Source organism: Candidatus Chryseopegocella kryptomonas (assembly GCF_001536065.1).
In the GTDB taxonomy this organism is placed as follows: Bacteria; Bacteroidota; Ignavibacteria; order Kryptoniales; family Kryptoniaceae; genus Kryptonium; species Kryptonium kryptomonas.
In genome coordinates this window covers 58979-83335 of sequence record NZ_CZVW01000005.1, presented here as the reverse complement: position 1 = coordinate 83335, position 24357 = coordinate 58979, and the positions used below count along the sequence as shown (strand labels likewise).

Genomic DNA, 24357 nt, shown 5'->3' with positions numbered 1-24357 from the left:
CAAAAATCACAATTCTATGGAGATAGAAATTCTACCTATTCAAGAGAAGCAGATTCAAAAGTCGGGGTTGATGGATATATTTGAAAAAGTTTTGAACGGTGAAAGGTTAAGTTTTGATGATGGTGTAAAACTTTACAAAACAAATGATGTTCTTTCGCTTGGTTTTCTTGCAAATATCGTCAGAGAGAGATTGAACGGGAACAGGACTTATTTTGTGAAGAATCACATCATAAACTATTCAAACATTTGCGAACTTGATTGTAAGTTTTGCTCGTTTTACAGAAAGGAGGGACAAGATGGTGCTTATAGATTTACGCTTGAACAAATTTTTGAAAAAATTAGACCTTTGAAAGATGAAATTGTTGAGGTTCACATAGTTGGCTCACTTGATCCGAAACTTCCTTGGGATTATTACCTTGATATGATGCGTGGGATAAAAGAGATAAATCCGAAAATTAACATCAAAGCGTTTACGGCGGTTGAGATTGATTATTTTGCGAAGATGTTTGGAAAAAGTTATGAAGAGGTTTTATCTGAATTGAAAGAGGCGGGGCTTGATACGATGCCCGGTGGTGGAGCGGAAGTTTTCAGCGAGAGAGTAAGGCAAAAATTGTTCCCAGATAAAATTGGAGCAAAAGAGTGGCTTGAAGTTCATAAAACAGCGCATAAACTTGGCATAAAAACAAATGCGACGATGCTTTACGGTCATATGGAAACAATTGAAGAAAGAGTTCAACATTTGATAATGTTAAGAGAATTACAAGACGAGACGGGCGGTTTTCTGACATTTATACCGTTGCCTTATCATCCGAAGAATAACAAATTTGCAGGAGATTGGACAACCGGGTTGCAGAATTTGAAAAGTTTTGCGGTTGCAAGATTGATGCTTGATAATTTCCCGCATATAAAGTGTTTCTGGGTTTCAACTGGCGTTAAAGTTGCACAGGTTTCGCAAAGTTTTGGGGTTGATGATCTTGATGGCACTGTTCGTGAAGAAAGAATTTATCATATGGCTGGGGCTGATACAGCACAATATCTTTCAAAAAATCAACTTATAAAACTCATCAAAGACGCTGGTAGAACCCCCGTTGAAAGAGACGCTTACTACAATGTCATCGCAGAGTATTAAACAATGGCTAATTTAGATAAAATTTTGAAAATAAATGTCAAAGGTGAGTTTTTTGTTGACTCAACTTGCATAGATTGTGATGCGTGCAGACAAATTGCTCCAGAAGTTTTTGCTGACTCTGGCGGATATTCTTATGTTTATTCTCAACCGAAAAATGAAGTTGAAAAAAGAAAAGCAATTCAAGCGTTAATTTCTTGTCCTGTTGGTGCAATTGGATTTATAGGTGAGGATTCAAAGTTTTTAATTTCAAGTGTGATTAATGATTTTCCAATTTTGATTGAAGATGATGTTTTTTATTGTGGCTTTAATTCTGAAAAATCATTTGGGGCAAATAGTTATTTCATCAAAAATCCGAAGGGAAACTGGCTTATTGACTCGCCGAGATTCGTCCTTCATTTGGTTAAAAAATTTGAATCAATGGGCGGTGTTAAATATATCTTTCTTTCGCATCGTGATGATGTTGCTGATGCTGGGAAATTTGCTTCTCATTTTGGTGCAAGCGTTATAATTCATAAAGATGATTTAACTGGATTTAGGAATGCTGATATTGTGATTGAGGGTGAAAAACCTGTTGAAATAGTTTCAGGTTTTGTCGTTATCCCGACGCCCGGGCATACGAGAGGACATTGTGTATTACTTTACAAGGATAAATTTCTTTTCACTGGTGATCATCTATGGTGGGACAGAGATGAAAAACATCTTGACGCTGGGAGAGATGTTTGCTGGTATTCGTGGGAAAAGCAAATTGAGTCAATGGAGAAATTGCTTGGCTTTGATTTTGAATGGATTCTCCCGGGGCACGGACAAAAAGTTAAGTTATCAAAAAGTGATGTTAAGATTGAGATTGAAAAACTTGTAAAAAGAATGAAGGGATGGGGATGATGAAAATTCTTGATGATGTTAAGAGAGCGGAAAAACTTCAAAAAGAGAGCAAGTTTTCTGAAGCGCTTTCAATTTATGAAAAGGTTGATAAAGTTTTAAGTGAAAATGATTTTGATGATGAATGGCTTTATTATCTTCGGTTGAACGAGGGGCATTGTGCGAGGTTGGCGGGTGAATTTAAAAAGTCAATTAGATATTATCGTTTTGCTTTGCGTATCGCCAGAAGAATTGATGAAAGAGCAATTGCAGATGCGCACGCAGGGCTTGGAACTGCTTTTAGAGCGATTGGAAGGTTAAATGATGCGATTGAAAATTTTGAAATTGCGGTTGATATTTACAGAAAAATTAAAGACGAAGAAGGGCTTGCGTATATTCTTTGGGCAAAAGGAGGAACATTGAGGTTTATGGGTTTTTTGAAAGATGCGTTTGAAATGTTTAAAGATGCTTTTTCAATTTATAAAAAGTTGCGAAATAAATCGGGAATTGGATATTCACTTTGCGGGCTTGGTGGCGTCTCAAGAATTATGGGAAATTTTGATGACTCGCTTGAATACTATACGAACGCAAACAATGTGTTAAGAAGTTTAAAAGATAAATTTGGCATCGCTTATTCTTATTGTGGAATTGCAAACGCAAATCGTATGCTTGGGAATTTTGAAAAGGCACAGCATTATTTCAATCTTGCAACAAAAAATTATGAGGAAATAGGCGATAAGATAAGTTATGCTTATACACTCTGGGGCGAGGGAACGCTTGCAAAAGTAATTGGAAATTTTGAAAAGGCAATTGAAAAATTTTCAAGAGCGGAAAAAATTTTCAGAGAAACAGGAGATAAGAGGGGTCTGATTTACACCGAACTCGGGAAGATTGAAATTAATTATTTAATGGGGAAGAAGATTTCGGAGAAAAAATTTGACGAGATTTTTGAAATTTCAAAAAAATATGGCTATAATTTTGAGAGATTGCATGTTCAACTTGTGCGAGGTTTGATGAAAGGAGAAAATGTCTGCGATGTTTTAAACGAATATGAGCGACTTGGTTCAAGATTTGCGCAGAGGATAAATTTAGAGTTTCCATTAAACCTGCCGTAAAAATAAAATTTGTGTTTATGTGGTGAGAGCAAAACTTGGTGTGTTTGATTTCTTAAACGCAAAGCCGTTAATATATGCGATTGAGAAAAATAAGATCGCTCACAATTTTGATTTGATTTACGATATACCTTCACAGGTTGCAGTGAAACTTTTGAATAAAGAAATTAACGCTGGGCTTGTCCCATCAATTCATTACGCAAAGTATTCGGTTAAGTATCGCATCGTTCCAGAAATTTGCATTGCCTCACACGGTGCAGTTAACAGTATTCGTCTTTATTTCAAAAAAGATTTGAAAGATGTAAAAACCGTCGCAACGGATATAAGTTCAATGACATCTGTTATTTTGGCTCGCATCATACTTTCAGAGAAATACGATGTTCATCCGAAGTTCATTGCTATGAAGCCAAACCTTGAAGAGATGCTTGCTGTTGCTGATTCGGCTCTTTTAATTGGGGATCATGCGTTGTTTGAGAAATCTGGTTATGAAACATACATTGATCTTGGTGATGAATGGGATGATTTAACAGGTTTGCCCTTTGTTTACGCTTTGTGGGTTGGTCGCAGAGATAGTTTGAGTGAAGATGATATAAACGCATTGATAAACGCAAAAGAATACGGGCTTCAAAACATTGATGTAATTTGCGACGAAGCAAGCGAGAGATACGGCGTTGATTTTGAATTTTGCAAATTTTATTTGACAAAAAATTTACACTACGAGCTTGGCGAAGCGGAGATAAACGGGATGAAGGAATTTTTCACCTACGCTTTTTATTACGGAATAATAGAGTTTATCCCGGAGATAAAGTTTTATGAGTTTGAAAAAAGGACAATGAAAAAGTAAAAAGGAGAGTTGACCAATGAAGACAATGCTTATCTTGATCCCGGATATAAGAGAATTAATTCAAGCGGGGAGAAATGAAGAGTTAATTGATATTCTTGATGATCTTCATCCCGTGGATATAGCGGAAATAATCTCCGAGCTTCCGAACGATGAGAAGATAATTTTGTTCAAATTGATAAGAAAAGAAAAAGCGATAGAAGTTTTTGATGAGCTTGATGAGGATACGCAAATTTTCATCCTTGAAAATCTCCCACCAGAAGATAAAGCGTATTTTTTGAATGAAATGTCCCCTGACGAAAGAGCTGATTTATTTGAGGAATTGACAGTTGAGAAAAGTCGTGAATATGAATCTTTGATGACTGAGGAAGCAAAGCGTGAGGTTGAGATTTTAACATCTTATCCGTCTGAAACCGCTGGTGGATTGATGACAACGGAATTTGCTTCGGTCGTTGAAAGTATGACCGTTGGTGAAGCGATTGATTTTTTGAGAATGACTGCACCAGATAAGGAAACAATTTATTCAATCTATGTCACAAGTGAAAAAGGTGTTTTAGTTGGAGTTGTGCAATTGAAAGATTTAATTCTTTCTGATCCGAGAAAAAGGATAAGCGATATTATGGATGAAAAAGTTATAAGCGTTGAAGTTGATACGGATCAGGAAGAGGTTGCAAGTATAATGAAAAAATACAATTTGACGGTTATACCTGTCGTTGATAAATACAGAAAACTTTTGGGAATAATCACTGTTGATGATATTCTTGATGTCATCCACGAAGAGATGTCCGAGGATATAGCAAAAATGGTTGGAACTCAACTTGAAGATATTGAAACATTGCTTTCTCCGTTTAAATCAGCAAGGTTAAGAATGCCGTGGTTGATTTTGACTTACATAGGCGAAATTTTTGTCTCTTTCATAGTAAAACATTTTGAGCCAACGCTTCAACAAGTCATTGCACTTGCATCTTATATGCCTCTTATTGCAGCAATGGGTGGAAATGTTGGAACGCAAGCATCAACGATATGTGTTCGTGGTCTTGCAACTGGAAGCATAAAAATGGGTGATTTGAAAAGAGTTCTCGTCAAAGAAACGCTTGCTGGTTCAATTATGGGATTTACCTATGGAATGATTCTTGCGTTGATAACCGTTCTTGTCTATGGTTTTAAATACTCTTTTGTCTTGCCTTTGACTGCGTGGGTTGGATGTCTTGCTTCAATGACTTTTTCTTCAATTATGGGAACTATTGAACCATTTGTTCTGATAAAACTCAAACGAGACCCTGCAACTGCTGTTGGACCTCTTGTCACAACTGGGACAGATATTTTGAGTTCGGCGACTTATTTAAGTGTTGCAACATTGTTATTAAAACTTTTGGGTTAAGTTGAGAATTTTACTTGTTTATTTTTCTCGCACTGGGAACACGCAGAAGGTTGCAAATTTAATTTTTGAGCGATTGCGCATTGAGAAAATAGAGTGTGAAGTTTTTAAAATTGAGCCAATTTTTGATTTACCTTATCTTTTGTGGCTTTTTCTTTCTTTTGTCCCGTCTTTGCCTTTCCCTGTAAAAAGTTTGAAATTTTTAAAGCTTGAAAAATTTGACATTGTAATTCTTGGGACGCCGAAATGGACATTTAATTGTCCACCTGTGACATCTTTTATTTACAAGCTTAAAAAGTTTTCAAGGTCTCTTAATACAGGTAAAAGTTTGCCGAAAATTTTCCTTTTTCTGACATATGGTGGATTTAGGGAAGAGGTTTATCTTAAAAAGTTGGTGCGGAAAATTGAGGATTTCGGTTTTGAGATCGTTGCTTTTGAAAAATTTAAACGAAGTGAAATTCAAAATAATGATTTTCTTGGGAAGTTAGATAGATTTTGCAATTTGATTTTGAGTTCAATCAATCCATCTGACTTTGATATTGCCGAGCCCTGATTCAATGAAGATGTTAATTTTCTTTTGAACTTCATTAAAGTTGAAGCTTATATATTTATCTCCTTTTTTGTAAAAATTGTCAAACTTTTTTGAGGTAAACAAAGCGGATGGTGAAACGATTATCGCTCCGACATCTTTTGGAAGATAGACATCAAGATTTCCGAAACCGATGGATAGGTTTACATCTGCATCGTCAATTAATTCACCTGAAAGATCAAGGTCAAAAGTTCCCATCCCGCCTGAAAAATTCAAGCTTCTAAATCTTGCGTTTCCAAGTTTTTCTCCGTCAAATTTTGCAAGCCCAGCTTCAATTTCAAACCTTCTCATTATCGTTTTGTTGGGCTTTGTAAATTTTAAGTTTGTGCTACTTACACCAGTTGATAACTTGACATTTTTTAAATTTAACCCGCCAAGATCAATATCCGCTTTCGTTGCTCCAAGTTCTATATCAAGCGATGTTGGAAGGTCATCGCAAAGTTTGATATACCATTTCTCATCCCCAGATTTTTTTCCTGATTTTAAGTGCGTCATCTCAAGTTCAAGATATCCAATTCCATCTTCAACGAAATAATTTATATCAACGAGATTTTTCCCACTTTCTTTATCAGAATAACCATCAATTATCGCAATTTTGTCCTTATCCCCGGGAAGAATGTAAAAGACACCAGCTCCACCTGAAATTTTTATCTTCAGCTCTTTCTCATTTTTTCTTGGAATCTCTTTGTGAAATCTTGGCTGAAAAAAATCATTGTCATTTGCTAATGCAATTTGAACTAAAACAAATAAAATAACTATGTTGAGTTTATATTGCTTCAAGTTTCGGGCTTTGCTTTTATGTTTTCTCTATGTTTGATTTTACGGAGAAAGTGTGTTTCTGTTTCAATAATGTTTAAGTTTGTCTTTGAGCTTTTTGTAAAGCAATTCCCTTGCTCTGAAAATATGAACTTTAACAGTTCCAATCGGAAGTTTTAACTCTTTTGCGATTTCCTCGTATGATTTATCCTCAAAGTGTCGCATTATTATAACTTTTCTGTAATGTTCGGGAAGTGAATTAATTGCTTGGTGAATGATTTCATTTCTTTGTTTTTCAAATAATTCACGGTCGGGAGTTTGGCTCCAGTCGGGAATTTCGCGCTGAATTGTGTCCTCTTCAAGCTCGTAATCTTCATCAAGTGAAAAAGTTGAAATTTTTCGCTTTCGTACGAAGTCAATGCAATGGTTTGTTGCAATTTTGTAAAGCCAGGTGGAGAATGAAAATTCGGATTTAAAAGTTGAAATTGATGTGAAAGCTTTTGTGAAGATTTCCTGAACAAGGTCTTCAACTTCAGATTTTTGCTTTACGATTTTTAAAACTATCACTTCAACTTTTTTTCTGTATCTATTCATAAGTTCAACATATGCGGTTTCATCTCCGTTAATGGCAAGTTTAACAAGCTCTGTGTCTGAAAGATTTTTAAGATCTTTTTTGCCTCTTTTCATTTTCAGTGGATTGTTTTATGTAGAAAATCTGAGGTCATATAAAAAAGAAGCATCCCGATGAAAACGACGATTGGGGCTAATTTGGTTTTTGAATTGTTGATCTCCGGAATTAAATCAGTTGTTCCAACATAAAGCCCGATTCCAGATATAAACGCAAAGAGAAAACCTGTTGCTTTTTCGCTTATCTGTGGTATTCCAAGACCAACCAGAACGCCAGCAAAGGTTGCAAGTCCAACAAGAGATGCAAGAAGCAAAGATGTGCTAACTTTTTTACCAGAAGCTGAAATAACCGAAGCAACTGTCATACCTTCTGGGAATTTATGCAAGAAAATTCCGATAAAAAGAAGAAGCCCAATTATGTAGTTAAATTTCAAACCTATTGAAATTGCCATTCCATCAAAAAATGCGTGTGTGAAAAGTCCGAAAAAAATTGAATAACTTGCGGTTTTTGAGACGATATGTTCCGTGTGTGTTTCTTCGCCAAAATGAAGATGCGGGACAAGTGAATGTTCAAAAAAATGAAGCGTCGCATAACCAAGCATTATCAAGATTGATGCGGTTTCACCAATTGAGCGAATTGATTCGGGGATAAGCTGTGTTAAGACAAGAGCTACAATAAAGCCAGCACCAAGAGCAAGAAGATAATCTTGAAATTTCTGTGGCCACTTTTTCGTGAAAATTATAATCAAGCCACCAAGGATTTCTGCGATCGTTGCAATAAGACCAAGGGTTAAAATTAACGCTGTCATAATTTCTCAAAATTATTTTTGGCTTAAAATTTTTGCAATGTGGTTCAATAAACTCACCTGCGGATGCTCAACGATTCTTCCTATTTCTTTACCATTTTCAAAAAATATGAAAGTTGGGACTCGTGTGATATTGTATTTGTCGGTTAGACCTTTTAAAGTTTTGTCTCTGTCAAGTCCGACAAGTTTTATGTGTTTTTCTGATACACCTGCTTCGTCCATTATTCTGATAAATTTCGGGACATGTTCTCTGCTGTCTGGACACCAAGTCCCAAGAAAAACGATGACATCAAACTTATTGGCTTTTGATTTTATGATGTTGAAATTTTCCGTTTCATCAATTTTGAAATTTGAATAACCGTCGTTAAACCATTTGAAATCATTGGTTTTAAGAAGTTGAATTGGGAATTCGCCGATAATTATTTTTGTGTTTCCACGCTCAACGATTGTGTATTTTTTTATCCCGCATGCGAAAAATAAAATTGAAATTGTTAAGAGCAAGACAATTTTTTTCATTTTTTGTCCTCCAGCATTGTTTTTATTCTTGAAACAACCATTTCAATTGCGACTTCATTTTCTCCACCTCTTGGAATTATTATATCAGCCCATCTTTTACTTGGCTCAACAAATTCAAGATGCGATGGCTTAACTGTTGAAATATACTGATTTATCACTGACTCAAGCGTCCTTCCTCTTTCAAGTATGTCTCTTTTTATTCGTCTTAACACTCTCTCATCCGCATCTGTATCAACAAAAATTTTTATATCCATAAGTTCACGAAGTTCCTTTTCAACGAAGACAAGTATTCCCTCAATTATTATTACATCCTTCGGCTCAATGTGTTTTACTTGCGGAAGTCGTCTGTATGTTGTAAAGTCATAAATTGGCACATCAATAGGTTGGCGGTTTTTAAGGGCTTTAACATGTTCAATCAAAAGTTTAGTGTCAAGCGCATCTGGATGGTCAAAATTAATTTCTTCAATTTTTTTGCCTTCAAATTGTGAAATGTCTTTGTAATAATTATCGTGTTCAAGAATTATAACTTTTTCATCTCCGATTTTTTGTGCGATTTTTCTTGCAACGGTTGTTTTACCAGAGCCAGTGCCTCCTGCAATTCCAATGACAAGCGGTCTCATTTAAAATAATTCGGAGCAATTTGTTTTAATTCTTCTTTTTTGAGAAATCTCCATTCGCCAGGTTTGAGAGATTTATCTTCAAAGTTGCCAATTTTGGTTCTTATCAAAGTGTCAACTTTATAACCAAGTTTTTCAAACATTTTTCTTATCTGTCTGTTTTTACCTTCAACGATTTGTATTTCAACCCAGCAAGTTTTTGGGTTTGTTTTTATGACTTTAACTTTCGCTGGTAAAGTTGTGTAAGTTTCGCCTTCAATTTCAATCTCAATTCCGATTTGAAGTTTTAACAGGTCTTCTGGTTTTATCTTTTTGTTGAGTTTAACGAGATAAGTTTTTGAAACTTTTGAGTCTGGATTTGTTATAAAGTCCGCAAATTTATTATCGTTTGTCAAAATTAGAAGTCCGCCGGTGTCTTTGTCAAGTCGTCCTGCCGGAGCAACCCATGTATCAAGTTTGATGAAATCGTAAATTGTTTTTCTTCCCAATTCATCTTTTCTTGTCGTCACAACTCCTTTCGGTTTGTTGAAGATGATGTAAATTTTTTCTTTTGGCTTTAGAATTTCGCCATTAATTTCAATTTTATCTTTTTTCAAATCAACTCTGAAAGAGGGATTTTCTATTGTTTTTGAGTTAACTTTTACTTTGCCCTGAGTGATTAATTCACGCGCAATTTTTCTTGATGCGTAACCAAGTTTTGAAATTGCTCTTTCAAGTGAGACGCCACGCTTCATCTCATTTGAGATACTTAATTAATGTAAAGCCGAGAATTAACAAAATTATTAAAGCCAGTGTGAGCCAGTCAAAGTATTTGTCAATAAAAGTTTTAACTTTCGGACCAAAGAAGTAAATCAATCCACCGACGAGAAAAAATCTTGCTGGTCTGCTTAAAGCGGATGCGATTACAAGCGTTGAAAAATTTACTTGAAAAGCTCCAGCTGCAATTGTGAAAACTTTATATGGAATTGGCGTAAATCCGGCGATTGCAATTGCAACGAAAGCATTTTTATCATACATAACTTTAACGGCGTTATACTGTTCTTGAAGATGATAAAATTCAATTATCTTTCTCCCGATCAATTCGTAAAATTGAAAACCTATCAAATACCCGAACATTCCTCCAAGCACTGAACCAACAGAGCAGATAAAGGCATATCTAAAAGACAATTTTGGTTTGAGGAGTGCAATCGCAATTAGAAGGACATCTGGCGGAATTGGAAAGAAAGATGACTCTGCGAATGCAATTATAAAAAGAGCAAGACCTGCATAAGGTTTATCTGCGAAATTTTCAACCCATGCTTTGAGGTCAAACAAGAACTTTGAAATTTTCCGAAGCATTTCTCCACTTGTATGTTTTTAATTTGAAACAAAATAAAAATGTTAAATTTGAAATTCAAGTTTAGGTGAAAATCCGCTGACTTTTCTTGACTTTTTTGATTTTTTTTGCAAACTTAAAGCGAATGAAAAACAAAATTTGAGATTGTTTTATGAGGATACTTTACAAAGTTTTTCTGCTTTTTACCTTCCTTTCAACTGTAAATTTGTTTTCCCAAGGTGAGCAATGGGTATATAAAAAAAACAATTGCATTTCCAGCCACGGATACAGCTTTTGTGAGACCATTTTTATGTGCAGTTGATGCAAGTGGAAATCTCTGGGTTATATCTTCAAAAGCAACGGATACATCGGCACATAATTCGCTCTGGAAAGCTGGACCAAACGATGATGTTTTTACGCTTGTTTATGATTACACCGCAAGATTTGATACAACAAATGTTCATTCGTTAAGAGGAATAACAACAATTCAAAATGATGTTCTTGTTATTTTCAGGCAACCTCCATCAATTAGTGCGGTTGGTGTTTCAGGGCTTGATTATTTTAAGAATGGTGATCCACAGCAAAAGGTAAGATATGGCTTTGGATTTGGGCAATTTGGATATGGAACTTTTATTTATGGTTTGAGCGCAACGAAGGATAGTTTTGTTTATGCAGGGACGACATATCAGGTTGGAAATCCGGGACCAACACCGAGAGTTTATAACTTTACAAGTAGAACCATAACTAATTCAAGTGGAACTGCTGATCCAGGTGCCTATGTTCCACCAGCATATTACTCAAGCGATCCAGGTGGTTATAGTCAAGCTGGGGTTGATGCGATCAGGGATGTTGCTGTTATTCCCGATGCAGATTATAACAATCCAAATACGCCATTTTTCACGGCAAGAAATAGTTCAGAAGATAATCCAACTGCGGGAAATGTTGCAATATGGACTGGTGGAACCCAAGTTGAACCGAAAAATTATAGAGGTCAAGCGTTGACGGATTTTGCAGGTTTTCTTGCTCTTGGGAGATTTATACCATATGGAATTTACGCTGATCGTCAGGGAAGATTGTGGGTTTGCAGACCTGATTCAGGTTTTCAAACTGTTAAGGTGTTTGAGATAGCTGGAAATTTTGCAATGGAAGTTTTAACTCTTGAAGGTGCTCCATTTAATGCGCCATGTGATGTTGCTTTAAGTCGTGAAGAATCAAGAGCTTATGTGATTGATATGTTTGCACGGAGGGCTTATGTTTTTGAAAGGGTGACATCTGTTAAAAATGAACAAAATCTCCCGTTTGATTTTAAATTACATCAAAATTATCCAAATCCGTTTAACTCAACGACGGCGATAATCTATGAGATTCCAAATTCTGGGTTTGTTCGGATCAATGTTTATAATTCGCTTGGTCAAAAGATAAATGAACTTGTTAACTCTTTACAAAGTGCGGGTAAGCATGTTGTGTCTTTTGATGCAAGTGGTTTGACAAGTGGCGTTTATTATTATCAGCTTGAAGTTAACGGCCACAAATCAAAGTTGATGAAAATGGTTTTAATAAAATAGAATTTTTTGTGCCATGAAGTATTTTTGGAATCTTATTTTGCTCATTTTTTTGACTTCAATTGCCATTTCCCAAACTCCAAAAGGTAAAATCGCAGGTAAAGTTGTTGACAAATCAACTGGAGAGCCGTTGCCCGGGGCAAATGTTTTAATTGAGGGGACGACGATGGGCGCAGCTTGTAATTTTGACGGTGAGTATTTTATCATAAATGTCCCACCAGGTCGTTACAATCTTGTTGCAAGTATGGTTGGTTATAGAAAGATGGTTGTTAAAGATGTCCTTGTCTATGTTGATAGAACTACAACGGTCAATTTTCAGCTTGAGCCAACTGTTATAGAGGTTGAGCCAGTTGTAGTTGAAGCGAGGCGACCTGTGATTGAGAAAGATAAGACATCAACATCTGTTAATATTGAGTCAAGAGAAATTGAATCCGCACCAATTGAAGGTTTAAAGCAAATACTTGAGCTTACCGCTGGCATAATACAAAATCCTAATGGAACATACAGCGTTCGTGGTGGAGGTGCGTATGAACTTAATTTTATGATTAACGGTGTTGAACAAATTACAACAAACACTGGTGTCCCGGGTTATAGTTTCGCATGGGATAAATCAAATAATAGTTGGAAGTATGATTATAATCCGCTTGCGGTTGCACAGATGGAGATAATCTCAGGTGGTTTCAGTGCTGAATATGGGAATGCTCAATCTGGAGTTGTTAAGGTTGTGACAAAAGAAGGTGGACCTAAATTATCTGGTGAATTTAGATTTGAGTATAGACCACCGGGGCAATATCATTGGGGTCATTATCTTTACGGACCTGAAAATGTTGAATGGAAAAAATGGGGAACGCTTGAAGCGTGGAAGAAAACATATCCTGATTCTTCTGATGAGTGGCTTTACAAAATGTGGAAAAAATGGGTGGAAAATCATTCACCAACACCAGATGGTGGGGCTAATCCACTTGGCGTTTATGATTACAGGAAACTTTCGTATAAAAGATTCCTTCTTGGTTTTGGTGGTCCGCTCGGAAGCAGCCCCGAAGCCTTGAGATTTTTTATATCTGCTGAATATAGAGCTAAACCAACGAGAATCCCAACAATTGAAAGAGTGCAGATCTATCAAAATTATACTTTAACCTTATCTTGGAATCCTGTTCCGGGTCATAAGTTCAAATTGATGGGGATGTATCAGTATTACCGTGGTGGATTGTTTTCTGGCTCTGATGATATTCGCTGGGCTGGAAGAGATGGTTCGTGGAAGTATGTTCTTGTCACTGATTCACCAAGAGATGAGATAACCACAACGCAAAGTTTCACCTGGACATATGCGATAAACCCAAAGTCGTTTTTTGAGTTAACAGCGTATCATTCGCGGGAAAGATATATCGTTTTAGTTTTACCTGTTCCGCAAAGACCGAGCTATTTAAGAGATGATGTGTGGTCAATACCACCTGGACCATGGGATGAGGGATATAGAACTGTTTACTCATTTACGACACTTTATGGGCAAGATGCACGAACCGACGCTTGGAGCATTTACGGAGATTACACAAATCAGATAACGCCAAGGTTGCAGATTAAGGCTGGATTTAAATTTAATTACTGGGATACTTATTACAATGCTGTTTCAAGTTTTGCTGCGAATGCTTTTATATCAAGAACAGGTTATGCTGAATATTACAAAGCTTATCCGTTTTATATCGCTGGTTACGCACAAAGCAGATTTGAATACGAAGGAATGGTTGCAAATGTCGGGGTTAGATTGGATGGTTATAATTTTAACACAGAAATTCCTTACGATAGATTTAACCCGTTTTATCCCGCACTTGGGGCCGAAGCGATTGGTGACCCAAGAACTAAAAAAACCCGTGGATATGTTCGCATCTCACCTCGCTTTGGTTTGTCATTTCCAATCGGTGAGAATACTGCGTTCAGGTTACAGTATGGACATTTCTATTCAATGCCTACGTTTAAGGAAGCATTAATGAAAACAACAGAACTTGGTTGGATTGCGTATGGAAATGGCAATCTTGGACCAAAACAGACGATTAGTTATGAATTTGGGATTCAACACAGTTACAAAGGAACGCACAGGGTTGATGTTGTTGCATACTACAACGATAGAGTCAAGCAAGTTGGAACGCTTTATATTTATGCACCGAGCGCAGGGATAAGAAGAAACAAGAGATATGTAACTTATGAAAACAATTCTTATGGTGCGTCAAAAGGTATTGAAATTACCGTTGATAAAGTTGCTCCCGGTCGTTGGGGTTATAGATTAACTTATAGTTTGTCGCGGACGACATTTGGTTATTATGGACCAAGATCTCTTTGGTCTGATGATCCAAATGATCCGAGAAATTATCAGGAAAGAAATCAAGCAAATGATTTTCTCTCCTATGATGATAGAACTCATACTTTCAGGGCTCTTGTAAGTTATAATGTTGAAAAAGGCGGTGGGATAGAAATTTTTGGAATTAAACCTTTTTCTGACTTTACAATTAGTATAACTTATACCGCCCAAAGCGGAACTCCATTTACTTATGTGACAAGTTATGATGAATTCAAAGATGTTGTTAATAACCGTCGTTATCCCCTTGAAGCAAAAGCTGATCTTAACATAACAAAGAGGGTTTATGTGGGAAAGCAAAGTATTTTACTCGGTATTCGCGTGATGAATTTATTTAACAACAGATGGTTAACACCATTTTCATCACAGGATGATTTGAGGGATTGGGTTGAAAGAAATATAACTCCGGATATGTTGAAACCAGGCGAAGATCCATTGAATCCGCGGGCAAGTTATAAATTTAACTACTTCACGACTTATCGCAATGTTCCAAGAGAAATTTACTTCACAGTTGGACTTGGTTTTTAAAAGAAAGAATGGGTTAAAATGCGAATAAAAATCTTCGCTTTAACTTTAATTTTGCTTGGTCAATTAAATGCGCAAATTGATGCACCTATTCTTTATTTCAAAAGAGGAATGCTGTGGGAATCATTTTATTACGGAAAAATTTGTCCACCATTTAACAACTGGCAAAGGATAAATTATGGAATGGATTGGCCTGGATTTGATCCTGAATGGATTGGTGCTGATATAGGTGGTGCAGCTTCGCATCTTATCACAGGTGGTTTTATAATTGCCGGTCTTGATTCAAATGGAAAAGTTATAGCAGCTGATGATTGGGCAATGTATGCGGGGACGGTTTCGCCCGAGCCCGGAGCAAAATATATTGTTAAAAAACACACAAAAATTACAAATCACTGGCAAACAAAATTTCAAGGACCTGAAGAGATAATTGAGAGCGTTTGGGAATATAATCCTAACTATCAATCACAATATCAAGGTGATATGCCTTTGCCTGTAAGAGTTGAGAGAAAAGCAATGCAGTGGAGCGGTTCTCAATCTGATGAAAATTACATCATAATTGAGTATGTGATAAAAAACATAAGCAACGAACTTTCACCAACAGATAAATTTGGACTTTACAATGCAACGATTTACAGGATGTATATTCTTTTCACTTATGCTTTCTCAATAAATTCAAGGGCATGGAGAATTCTTTTTTATCCGCAGTATAGTGAGGGAGCTCGTAACAATCGTTTTTTCTTTCTTCCGGCTGAAAGATTACTTTTCGGTTATGCTGATGACTTTCCCGCAACGCCGGGGAGAAATGAGAAATACGGTTATTATGATCAAGGTGGACCGCAGAGGCAGGGAGAGTGGCTTGCGCCAGGTTATCCGGGATTAAGATTTCTTTATGTTTCGCCAGATAGCACGGGCAGAACAAATAGAATAAATGGTTATGCTTGGTCGGCTGCTGATGATAGAATTGATCTGTATGGACCATTTGGAACCGCAAGCGTTGGTTTAGATGGTAGATATGCAATTTGTAGAGACCCGAGAAATGCTTCTTCCGCTGTTGTTTCTCCATCCGATCCGATATGGACGACAAGAAGAATGTGGTCACTTGTTTCACTTGGACCCTGGACATTAAGACCAGGGGATACGATAAAAATCGTGACCGCTGAAGTTATCGGTGGTATCTCGTATAAAGAAGCAATTGATCCAAATACAACTGCTTCTATTGTTGGGAGTAGGGGGTATAATGAATTGTTAAAGAATTCACGGCGTGCGCAGTTTAACTTTGATAATAATTACAATGTCCCGGATCCACCTCCAGCTCCAAATTTTAATGTTCGTCTCTTTGACGAAGCCGAGGGCGTGATAGCAAATGTTGTTGAATGGTATGACTCCGTTGAAGCTATACCAGATCGGGATTATTCTGGTGATGAAGCGTTTGATTTAGTAGGTTATAGGATTTATCGCTCAAATTATCTACCAATTGGACCGTGGGAATTAATAGCAGATGTTAAGAAAGGAGATCCAAAATTTTATGATCCGACAAAACGAAAATATAAATTCGTTGATACTGCTGTTACGGTTGGATTCAGTTATTATTATGCGATTACAAGTTATGATACTGGACATATGAGCTGGCCACCGAATCCATTGGCTCGTTTTCCGGAAACTGGCTCAAATCGTGTCCCACCTATGGAAAGTTCTATCTTTGCAAATAGAATGACAATTCCATTTAAAGCAACGATACCAGCAACGAATGAACTTGAAAAGGTTCTCGTTGTTCCAAATCCTTTTATAAGTCGTTCTGGATTTTTAAATCCACGCGATGTTGATGTAATTCAGTTTATCAATATACCAAGCCCGTGTGTAATAAGAATCTACACGATTCGTGGTGATCTTGTAAAAACAATTTATCACAATGATGGTTCTGGAATTGCTTCGTGGAATCAAGTAACTGACTACGGTCAATATGTTGAAAGTGGAATTTACATCTACCATATAGAAACGCCAGATGGTAAAAAGAAAATTGGGAAATTCGCAATAATAAGATGAGGAAAGTTATGAAGAAAGCAGTTTTGCTTTTGGCAGTTTTAATTTCTTTTATAAGTTCTCAAGATTTTAAAAAAGTTGGCACAACTGGATATGTATTTCTTGAAATTCCCGTAAGTGCAAGGGCAAGTGCGCTTGGTGATGCTTCTGTTGCTTTATTCCATACGGGGGCTGATGCAATTTTTATAAATCCTGCACTTGTCGGATTTACTTCAAAAAGACATTCGCTTAACTTTACATTTGCAAATTGGCTTGCGGATACCAAACATCAAGCAGGTGCATATCTTTTTAAACTTGGAAATTTTGGCGTTTTTGGTGTTGGATTTGTTCGGCTTGATTTTGGAACAATGCAGGGGACTACAAACGCAAATCCAGACCAACCTGGAAATTATGTGATAACTGAACCATTTTCAGCTGATGCAATGGCATTTGGAATCTCTTATTCAAGAATGTTAACCGATAGATTCTCATTTGGCGGGTTTGTTAAGTATGTAAGAGAAAAAATCTGGATTTATAAATCTGATAACTTCGTCTTTGATGTTGGGATAATTTATTTCACAGGATTTAGAAGTTTGCGAATTGCGGGAGCAATTCAAAATTTCGGAGTTGACAGCAAATATATTGGAGACACATTTAAGATGCCTTCCGTTTTTAAACTTGGTATTGCTGGCGAAATTCTGGGTGAGCACAACACCCCAACTCGTCTGTCCATTTCAGTTGAAGCACTTCATCCAAGCGACTCGCCTGAAAAACTAAATTTTGGAGTTGAGTATACCTTCAAAAATTTTTTAAGTTTGAGAGGCGGATACAAGTTTAACTATGACGAGGAAAATTTCACATTTGGATTTGGTTTGGCTGGATTTAACATTGGAGTTCCAGTAAATTTTGATTTTGCTTTTGTTAATTTCTCACGGCTTGGGAGTGTTTTAAGAATTGGAATAGGGGCTGAATTTTAGTTTGTTGAATATCTGAAAAATTCTTATAATGCATTAAAGCACCTGCGGGTTTCCCCGCCACATTTTTTAAAATCAAAAGGTTATTTGGCTTATGAGAGTTTTAAAATCAGAAGAGAGGGCTTATTTTAATTTTGATCTTTTCAGCGAGCAAAGCGAATATCGCAAGGTAAATTATGACTTTGTCAGCAGAACTTTTCCAATTGATTTAATTCAAGCAGGCAAAAAATTAACAATCATTGATCTTGCCTGTGGAACTGGGCTTATTACTTCAATGATCGTTGAAATTTTGAAGGGAGCAAAATGTAAAATTTTCGGAATTGACCCAAATCCAGCATCTATTGAAATTGCCAGAAGAAAAGTTCAACCAATTGGTGAAACGGAAGTTGAATTTTGTGAATCATACGCCGAAGAGATAACTGAATTTATCAAACCCGAGAGTGTTGATGTTGTCTATTTTTGCAACGCAATTCACGAGATACCAACTGATGAAGCAAAACAAAAATCTTTAAATGCGATCTCAAAGGTTTTAAAGCGAGGTGGAAAACTTTTCATAAACAGCACTTTTACAAAAGAATCTTACACGCCTGACACGGTTAAATTTTGGGGCATGCTTAAACTTCTTGCTTTTCAAGCGCTTGGGAAAAAGAGAGATAAAAACGCATCTTCATTTGAAATTTTATCGGTTGATGATTATAAGAGTAAAATTGAGAAAGAAGGTTTCGTTGTGAATGAGATAAAAAGCACAAGAGTTGAATTAAGCGAAAAAGCAATGCTTGCAATTTGTGAATATGATGCTTTTATAAAAGGTGTGTTTATTGATATGGAAGATTCGGATAGTTTTTCTCTCCAGCAAAAAAGTGATGCTTTAAAACTTGCTGTGAAAACGATAATCGCACAGGTCAAAGAGAAAGCAGGTCAATTTAATCCATTCGCAAGGAACTGGATTGAATTTTCGTGTGTGAAGATTTGATGGTGTTTGATTTTTTCACTTCCGTTTTTTATCTTTCCGAAAAATTTTGAAAGCGAGGATGAGGATAAAAGAGAAGATTATGGATGCGTTAGACATTGAGAGGACACTTAACAGATTGGCGCACGAGATAATTGAGCGGAATAAAGGTTCAAAAAATCTTGCCATTGTCGGGATAAGAACGAGGGGAGAATTTCTTGCAAGACGACTTGCGGAAAAAATTTCAAAACTTGAAAACACATCCGTTCCAGTTGGGGTTCTTGATATAACTTTTTACAGAGACGATGTGCGATTGAAATTAAGACAGCCAGAAGTCAAAACAACGGAAATAAATTTTCCGATTGATGATAAAGATATAATCCTTGTTGATGATGTTTTATTTACAGGCAGAACTGTAAGAGCAGCGCTTGATGAACTTATTGATTTTGGAAGACCGAAAACAGTTCAACTTGTCGTTTTAATTGATAGAGGGAATCGTGAACTTCCAATTCAAGCAGATTTTGTCGGGAAAAAAGTTAAGACAAGTTTAAATGAAGAGATAAAGGTTAATCTTCGTGAGGTTGATGGTGATGACTCGGTTCTTTTAATTGAGCACGATTGAAGCCGAAACCAAATGGTTTCGGCTTTTTTATTTTAAAACAAAAATTTAAAATTTTATGCCGTTGAAAAGTAAACATTTGCTTGGGCTTGAATGTATGCCGAAAGAGGATATTGAATTAATTTTAGACACAGCGGTTTCATTTAAAGAAGTTCTTGAAAGACCGATAAAGAAAGTTCCAACTTTACAGGGGAAGACGGTTGTAAATCTTTTCTTTGAAAGTTCAACTAGGACGAGAATATCGTTTGAGCTTGCGGAGAGAAGATTGTCTGCAGATGTTGTTAATTTTGCAACAGCTGGAAGCAGTATAGCAAAGGGTGAGACATTTAAAGATACGGTAAAAAATATAGAAGCGATGAAAATTGATATGGTTGTCATAAGACATTCGTCTTCTGGTGCGCCTCATTTTCTTGCAAAGATAATTGACGCAAGTGTAATAAATGCAGGAGATGGAACGCATGAACATCCAACACAAGCTTTGCTTGACATTTTCACAATGCGTGAAAAATTCGGAAAAATTGAAGGATTAAATGTTTGCATAGTTGGTGATATTTTGCATAGTCGTGTCGCAAGGTCAAATATATTTGGATTAAAAACGCTTGGTGCAAATGTTTTCGTCTGCGGTCCTGAAACGCTCATTCCAAGAGATATTGAAAAACTTGGCGTCCAGGTTTATCATAACATTGATGAAGTTATACCAAAAGTTGATGTTTTAAATGTTTTAAGATTGCAGCTTGAAAGACAGAACTCGGCTTTTATCCCATCGCTTCAGGAGTATCATAAATTTTTTGGGATCACAAGGAAACGGCTTGAGAAAGCAAGCAAACCAATTTTGATAATGCATCCAGGACCTATAAATCGTGGTGTTGAGTTATCTTCAGATGTTGCTGATAGCGAGCATTCTGTTATACTTGAACAGGTCACAAATGGGGTTGCGGTTAGAATGGCAGTTCTTTATTTGCTTGGGACTATGGGGAGTTAAATTCGTTTGAAAATTTAACGGGTCGTTTTTATATTTGTTTTAGTTGAGCAACCAAAACTTCAAAAGGTATGCGAAAGTTTCTATTTTTAATTTTGACTTTTTTCGTTCTTCAAATTTCAAATGGAGTTGAGCACATGCCGAAATCAAAAATTTCTTTCATCACAATTTATCCAAATGGAGCTTTCATAACGAAACTTGTTGAAACATCGCTCAAAAAAGGGGAAAACTTGATAAAAATTTCGGGGTTTCCAGAAAGTTTGAATAATCAATCTGTTCAAGTTGAAATTTTAAAAGGGGATGGTGTAAAAATTTCCGATGTGAAAGTTGAAGAGACATATCTTGAAAGTCCAGAAGTTGAAAAGATCAAAAAATTGAAGGCGAAGTTAGATAGTTTGAATGATTTGATAACTTCAAAACAGGGGGAACTTGATGTCGTTCTTGGGAAAATTGAACTTTTAAAGAAGTTAACACCAGCAAGTGAGAAACAAAAATTTACGGTTTCGGAGATTGAATCTTATTTAAAATTTTTCAGCAAGACGCTTGGAGAGAACATAAAAGAGAAAAATCGCATTGAAAAAGAGATTGAGGATTTAAAAGCGGAGAAGAAAAAAGTTGAAGATGAACTTGAGCAAATTTCATCTGTAAAGAAGAAGGGGAAAAATGTTGAAATTGCAATTTATTCAAATTCGGACAAGAATGTTGAGTTGAAGGTTTCATATTTTGTTTACGGGGTTAGTTGGAATTCTGGTTATGAGGTGCGGGCAAATTCAAATGTTGGGAAAGTTGATTTTGATTATTTTTCTTTTGTCAGACAGATGACGGGTGAAGATTGGATTGATGTCCCTGCAGAAATATCTACTGCGCCAGTTGCTGTTTCTGGAACCCCACCTGAGTTATCACAATGGACTATTGATATTTATCAACCACCTGTGAGGTCTGAAAAGCGTATTTTTATGGAAATGCCAAGAAAGGAAAAAGTAGAAATACCTGAAATTATTGAGCCGTTTTATGTTTCACCGGAATTTGAAACATCAATCACATCTGTTAGTTTCAAGTTTCAAAAACTTAACATTCCATCGGACAATCAATCGCACAAAATTTTCCTTGCATCGTTTTCTCAGGAAAGTCAGCTGGTTTATTACGCTGTCCCGAAATTGTCAAGATATGCTTATTTGAGAGTTAAATTGAAAAACGATTTTGGATTTCCGATTTTGCCAGGTGAGGCGAAGATTTATGTTGATGGTAAATATATTTCATCTTCTTTAATTCAGAGAATTTTGCCGGGGCAGATGTTTGATTTATCACTTGGAGTTGATGAAGCAATAAAAATTAATCGCAACTTGAAAAATAAATTCACAGAATATATAGGCGTATTCGGTGGGACGGTGAAAGTTTCGTATGAGTATGAAACAGAAATTGAAAATGGCAAAGGCGTTGATGTTTTTGTTGAGGTGAAAGAAAATTATCCAATTTCAAGAAATGAGAAAATAAAAGTTGTGCTTGAGTCCCCAGACGAAAAAGAAGCGGAGATTGGAGAGAATGGAATTATAACTTGGAAGTTCAATTTGAAAGCGGGGGAGAAAAAAATTTTAAAATTGAAATTTTATGTTGAGCATCCGAAAGATGTCAGAGTTTATGGTCTGGATTAATGTAATATAACAAAATCTCAAACAAAAGCGAGGTTAAAATGGCAGAAGTTAAAAGTGGTCCGGGATTAAAGTATAAGCCACTTGTTCCACCTGAACAAACGATGAAAGAATTTACGGTTCGTGCTTTGATTCTTGGATTAGTGATGTCTGTCGTTTTAGGAGCAGCGAATGCTTATCTTGGTTTGAAAGCGGGAATGACTATTGCAGCTACATATCCAGCAGCGGTTATAAGTATGGCATTTTTGAGGTTATTTAGAGGGACAATACTTGAAGAAAATTTTGCAAGAACAGTTGGCTCAATTGGTGAATCTGTTGCAGCTGGTGCAATTTTTACAATTCCGGCTTTTTTGATAGCGGGTGTTTGGGATAATTTTGATGCTCCACAAAGATACTGGGAATCTTCTTTAATAATGCTTGTTGGCGGAGTTATTGGTATTCTTTTTGTCACACTTTTGAGAAGAGTTCTTGTAGAAGATCCAGAATTGCCTTTCCCTGAATCAGTTGCTGCGTCTGAAATTCACAAAGCTGGTCAGGCAGGCGGAAGTGGGGCAAAATATCTTTTCGGTGCGATGGGAATTGGTGCGTTAATTCAAACACTTGGAAAGTTTAATTTCTTTGCGACAAGCTGGGAAAAGTTCACAACATTTGCGAAGACGGGTGTAAAGTTGTTAAGTGGAAGGGGACAGGAGATAACGAGTGTTTCTGCTGGTGGAGGAACACTTTTAACTGCACCTGCGGTAAGCCCAGCATATATTGGTGTTGGATTCATAATTGGTCCACGGCTTGCTGCTCTTAACTTCAGCGGTGGATTGCTTGCGTGGGGATTGTTTGTCCCACTCCTTATGTATTTCCTTGGTCCACAACTTGAACCGCTTGTTGTTAAAGAGGGTCAACCTACATCATGGGTTGAATTATCTTATGCTATTTGGAAATTTATCGTTCGCCCGATTGCAATTGGTGGAATGCTTTTAAGTGCGATTTACACCCTTTATAGAATGAGAAATAGCCTTGCAATCGGGCTTAAACGTTCAATCACCGATTTAAAGAAAGCAACCTCTGGCGAAGCGACGACAATAAGCAGGATTGATCAAGATTTAAGTTTAAAATGGGTTCTTCCACTTCTTTTAATTTTTGCTGTGTTTACTTTTGTGCTTTATTACTATTTCAGCGGTATGTTCAACGCATCAATCACTGCAACGATAGTTATGTTAATTGCTGGATTTTTCTTCGCTGCGGTTTCTGGTTATCTTGTTGGAATTATTGGCTCAAGCAATAATCCTGTAAGTGGTCTTACGCTTTCAACTTTGATAGTTGCTGCACTTTTGATGGTTGTTCTTGGTGTTAAGGGAATTCCTGGTGTTGCTGCTGTCCTTGGTGTTGCTGCTGTTATATGTGTAGCAGCTGCTGTTGCTGGTGAAATGTTCCAAGATTTGAAAGTTGGTCATATTCTTGGAGGAACGCCGTGGAAGATGCAGGTTGGTGATATAATTGGTGTTTTCGTTGCTTCATTTGTTCTTTACTTCCCGTTGCTTGTTTTACATCAAGGCGATATAAAAGCAGGTGGAACTGGTTTTGGTGGAAAAGCACTCCCTGCGCCTCAGGCAAGTTTGATGGCTATGCTCTCAAAAGGTATCGTCGGCGGTGAAATGGCTTGGCCACTTATCGTTGTCGGTATGCTTATGGCTTTTGGATTGATACTGCTTCAGGTGAGAAGCCCAATGCTTGTCTGCGTTGGGATGTATCTGCCATTTGAAACAACGTCCGCCATCTTCGTTGGTGGTTTGATTAGAGGGATTGCGGATTTAATTGCAAAAAGAAGAGGTTTCACACAGGAGCAAATGTCAAAACTTGAAAATAATGGGACTCTTCTTGCTTCTGGTTTAATTGCTGGTGAAGCGTTGATGGGATTAATTTTTGCTGGTCTTGCTTTCTACGAAGTCAAAATAAAACCGATAACCCCAACCCCATCATATCTTATCAGCTTGTTTGTAATTCTTATAATTGCGTTGATTTTGATAATAACTCCAGTTCGTTATGCTTCTCAGGGTGAGAAAAAATAATTTTTAATTTTTCATTCAATTTTCATCCTCCCCCGGACAAGGGGGAGGATTTTATATTTTTGTGAAGCATGTGAAATCGGTTTTTGATTTTTCAAGCACTTGTTTTAAATTATATGTGATTTTC

22 protein-coding genes are annotated in these 24357 nt (G+C 36.7%); 15 read left to right on the top strand and 7 right to left on the bottom strand.

Annotation, left to right across the window (positions count from 1 at the left end; genetic code table 11):
- The first annotated feature begins 16 nt into the window (after nt 1-16).
- From mqnE to AWW83_RS03160, 6 genes are read left to right on the top strand one after another with little or no spacing between them, the layout of a single operon-like run.
- Entirely contained in the window at nt 17-1129 is a 1113-nt protein-coding gene (gene mqnE, locus AWW83_RS03185; protein ID WP_200753987.1) for an aminofutalosine synthase MqnE, read from the top strand.
- A gap of 3 nt (nt 1130-1132) precedes the next feature.
- Complete coding sequence (locus tag AWW83_RS03180) at nt 1133-2011, top strand: MBL fold metallo-hydrolase (protein ID WP_092348368.1); 879 nt, start codon at nt 1133-1135, stop codon at nt 2009-2011.
- On the top strand, nt 2008-3102 hold the full coding sequence (locus AWW83_RS03175; protein WP_159421092.1) for a tetratricopeptide repeat protein: 1095 nt from the start codon (nt 2008-2010) through the stop codon (nt 3100-3102). The genes AWW83_RS03180 and AWW83_RS03175 overlap by 4 nt, the downstream gene beginning before the upstream one ends.
- Nucleotides 3103-3124: 22 nt before the next feature.
- Nucleotides 3125-3943 carry a menaquinone biosynthetic enzyme MqnA/MqnD family protein gene (locus AWW83_RS03170; RefSeq protein WP_159421091.1) on the top strand — a complete coding sequence of 273 codons (819 nt, stop codon included), beginning with the start codon at nt 3125-3127 and terminating at the stop codon, nt 3941-3943.
- Between the two features lie 16 nt (nt 3944-3959).
- Complete coding sequence (gene mgtE / locus AWW83_RS03165; RefSeq protein ID WP_092348357.1) at nt 3960-5321, top strand: magnesium transporter; 1362 nt, start codon at nt 3960-3962, stop codon at nt 5319-5321.
- Nucleotide 5322: 1 nt separating this feature from the next.
- Nucleotides 5323-5871: a flavodoxin family protein gene (locus tag AWW83_RS03160; RefSeq protein WP_092348356.1), complete on the top strand. Its 549-nt coding sequence runs from the start codon at nt 5323-5325 to the stop codon at nt 5869-5871.
- Here AWW83_RS03160 and AWW83_RS03155 read toward each other — a convergent pair.
- The 7 genes from AWW83_RS03155 to AWW83_RS03125 all read right to left on the bottom strand — a co-directional run bounded on the left by AWW83_RS03155 (nt 5833) and on the right by AWW83_RS03125 (nt 10567).
- Nucleotides 5833-6687, bottom strand: a complete 855-nt coding sequence (locus AWW83_RS03155; protein ID WP_092348355.1) for a LiaF domain-containing protein — start codon at nt 6685-6687, stop codon at nt 5833-5835. The genes AWW83_RS03160 and AWW83_RS03155 overlap by 39 nt on opposite strands.
- Nucleotides 6688-6750: 63 nt before the next feature.
- On the bottom strand, nt 6751-7350 hold the full coding sequence (locus AWW83_RS03150; protein ID WP_092348354.1) for an RNA polymerase sigma factor: 600 nt from the start codon (nt 7348-7350) through the stop codon (nt 6751-6753).
- 2 nt (nt 7351-7352) lie between these two features.
- A complete protein-coding gene (locus AWW83_RS03145; RefSeq protein ID WP_092348349.1) occupies nt 7353-8099 on the bottom strand; it encodes a ZIP family metal transporter in 747 nt (248 codons plus the stop codon).
- A 12-nt stretch (nt 8100-8111) separates the two neighbouring features.
- Nucleotides 8112-8612, bottom strand: a complete 501-nt coding sequence (locus AWW83_RS03140; RefSeq protein ID WP_092348346.1) for a thioredoxin family protein — start codon at nt 8610-8612, stop codon at nt 8112-8114.
- Complete coding sequence (udk, locus tag AWW83_RS03135; protein ID WP_092348343.1) at nt 8609-9232, bottom strand: uridine kinase; 624 nt, start codon at nt 9230-9232, stop codon at nt 8609-8611. The genes AWW83_RS03140 and udk overlap by 4 nt, the downstream gene beginning before the upstream one ends.
- The gene (locus tag AWW83_RS03130; protein ID WP_092348340.1) at nt 9229-9963 is read right to left on the bottom strand and encodes a pseudouridine synthase; all 735 of its coding nucleotides are present in this window, start codon (nt 9961-9963) and stop codon (nt 9229-9231) included. Before AWW83_RS03130 ends, udk begins: the two co-directional genes overlap by 4 nt.
- 1 nt (nt 9964) lies before the next feature.
- Entirely contained in the window at nt 9965-10567 is a 603-nt protein-coding gene (locus AWW83_RS03125) for a YqaA family protein (protein WP_092348331.1), read from the bottom strand.
- Between the two features lie 216 nt (nt 10568-10783).
- Between AWW83_RS03125 and AWW83_RS03120 the strand changes: the two genes are divergently transcribed.
- The 9 genes from AWW83_RS03120 (at nt 10784) to AWW83_RS03080 (ending at nt 24233) form a co-directional block, all read left to right on the top strand.
- Nucleotides 10784-12109, top strand: coding sequence for a T9SS type A sorting domain-containing protein (locus AWW83_RS03120; protein WP_092348330.1), 1326 nt, complete (start codon nt 10784-10786; stop codon nt 12107-12109).
- Nucleotides 12110-12122: 13 nt separating this feature from the next.
- Complete coding sequence (locus AWW83_RS03115) at nt 12123-14984, top strand: TonB-dependent receptor (RefSeq protein WP_092348329.1); 2862 nt, start codon at nt 12123-12125, stop codon at nt 14982-14984.
- An 18-nt stretch (nt 14985-15002) separates the two neighbouring features.
- Entirely contained in the window at nt 15003-17024 is a 2022-nt protein-coding gene (locus AWW83_RS03110) for a T9SS type A sorting domain-containing protein (RefSeq protein WP_092348304.1), read from the top strand.
- A gap of 8 nt (nt 17025-17032) precedes the next feature.
- On the top strand, nt 17033-17977 hold the full coding sequence (locus AWW83_RS03105; protein ID WP_159421090.1) for a PorV/PorQ family protein: 945 nt from the start codon (nt 17033-17035) through the stop codon (nt 17975-17977).
- Nucleotides 17978-18068: 91 nt separating this feature from the next.
- A complete protein-coding gene (locus AWW83_RS03100) occupies nt 18069-18947 on the top strand; it encodes a class I SAM-dependent methyltransferase (protein WP_092348298.1) in 879 nt (292 codons plus the stop codon).
- Nucleotides 18948-19005: 58 nt separating this feature from the next.
- Nucleotides 19006-19545 (top strand): bifunctional pyr operon transcriptional regulator/uracil phosphoribosyltransferase PyrR, encoded by a 540-nt coding sequence (gene pyrR / locus AWW83_RS03095; protein ID WP_092348295.1) that lies wholly within the window; start codon nt 19006-19008, stop codon nt 19543-19545.
- A 55-nt stretch (nt 19546-19600) separates the two neighbouring features.
- On the top strand, nt 19601-20524 hold the full coding sequence (locus AWW83_RS03090) for an aspartate carbamoyltransferase catalytic subunit (RefSeq protein ID WP_092348292.1): 924 nt from the start codon (nt 19601-19603) through the stop codon (nt 20522-20524).
- Between the two features lie 68 nt (nt 20525-20592).
- Nucleotides 20593-22173: a mucoidy inhibitor MuiA family protein gene (locus AWW83_RS03085; protein WP_092348289.1), complete on the top strand. Its 1581-nt coding sequence runs from the start codon at nt 20593-20595 to the stop codon at nt 22171-22173.
- A gap of 38 nt (nt 22174-22211) precedes the next feature.
- A complete protein-coding gene (locus tag AWW83_RS03080; protein WP_092348286.1) occupies nt 22212-24233 on the top strand; it encodes an OPT family oligopeptide transporter in 2022 nt (673 codons plus the stop codon).
- Nucleotides 24234-24357: the final 124 nt, after the last annotated feature.

What these genes read in the sequence shown, in the direction of transcription:
- mqnE (WP_200753987.1), top strand. Translation starts at nt 17, where the DNA reads ATGGAGATAGAAATTCTACCTATTCAAGAGAAGCAGATTCAAAAGTCG.
- AWW83_RS03180 (WP_092348368.1), top strand. Translation starts at nt 1,133, where the DNA reads ATGGCTAATTTAGATAAAATTTTGAAAATAAATGTCAAAGGTGAGTTT.
- AWW83_RS03175 (WP_159421092.1), top strand. Translation starts at nt 2,008, where the DNA reads ATGATGAAAATTCTTGATGATGTTAAGAGAGCGGAAAAACTTCAAAAA.
- mgtE (WP_092348357.1), top strand. Translation starts at nt 3,960, where the DNA reads ATGAAGACAATGCTTATCTTGATCCCGGATATAAGAGAATTAATTCAA.
- AWW83_RS03150 (WP_092348354.1), bottom strand. Translation starts at nt 7,350, where the DNA reads ATGAAAAGAGGCAAAAAAGATCTTAAAAATCTTTCAGACACAGAGCTT.
- AWW83_RS03145 (WP_092348349.1), bottom strand. Translation starts at nt 8,099, where the DNA reads ATGACAGCGTTAATTTTAACCCTTGGTCTTATTGCAACGATCGCAGAA.
- AWW83_RS03140 (WP_092348346.1), bottom strand. Translation starts at nt 8,612, where the DNA reads ATGAAAAAAATTGTCTTGCTCTTAACAATTTCAATTTTATTTTTCGCA.
- udk (WP_092348343.1), bottom strand. Translation starts at nt 9,232, where the DNA reads ATGAGACCGCTTGTCATTGGAATTGCAGGAGGCACTGGCTCTGGTAAA.
- AWW83_RS03130 (WP_092348340.1), bottom strand. Translation starts at nt 9,963, where the DNA reads ATGAAGCGTGGCGTCTCACTTGAAAGAGCAATTTCAAAACTTGGTTAC.
- AWW83_RS03125 (WP_092348331.1), bottom strand. Translation starts at nt 10,567, where the DNA reads ATGCTTCGGAAAATTTCAAAGTTCTTGTTTGACCTCAAAGCATGGGTT.
- AWW83_RS03115 (WP_092348329.1), top strand. Translation starts at nt 12,123, where the DNA reads ATGAAGTATTTTTGGAATCTTATTTTGCTCATTTTTTTGACTTCAATT.
- AWW83_RS03110 (WP_092348304.1), top strand. Translation starts at nt 15,003, where the DNA reads ATGCGAATAAAAATCTTCGCTTTAACTTTAATTTTGCTTGGTCAATTA.
- AWW83_RS03105 (WP_159421090.1), top strand. Translation starts at nt 17,033, where the DNA reads ATGAAGAAAGCAGTTTTGCTTTTGGCAGTTTTAATTTCTTTTATAAGT.
- AWW83_RS03100 (WP_092348298.1), top strand. Translation starts at nt 18,069, where the DNA reads ATGAGAGTTTTAAAATCAGAAGAGAGGGCTTATTTTAATTTTGATCTT.
- pyrR (WP_092348295.1), top strand. Translation starts at nt 19,006, where the DNA reads ATGAGGATAAAAGAGAAGATTATGGATGCGTTAGACATTGAGAGGACA.
- AWW83_RS03090 (WP_092348292.1), top strand. Translation starts at nt 19,601, where the DNA reads ATGCCGTTGAAAAGTAAACATTTGCTTGGGCTTGAATGTATGCCGAAA.
- AWW83_RS03085 (WP_092348289.1), top strand. Translation starts at nt 20,593, where the DNA reads ATGCGAAAGTTTCTATTTTTAATTTTGACTTTTTTCGTTCTTCAAATT.
- AWW83_RS03080 (WP_092348286.1), top strand. Translation starts at nt 22,212, where the DNA reads ATGGCAGAAGTTAAAAGTGGTCCGGGATTAAAGTATAAGCCACTTGTT.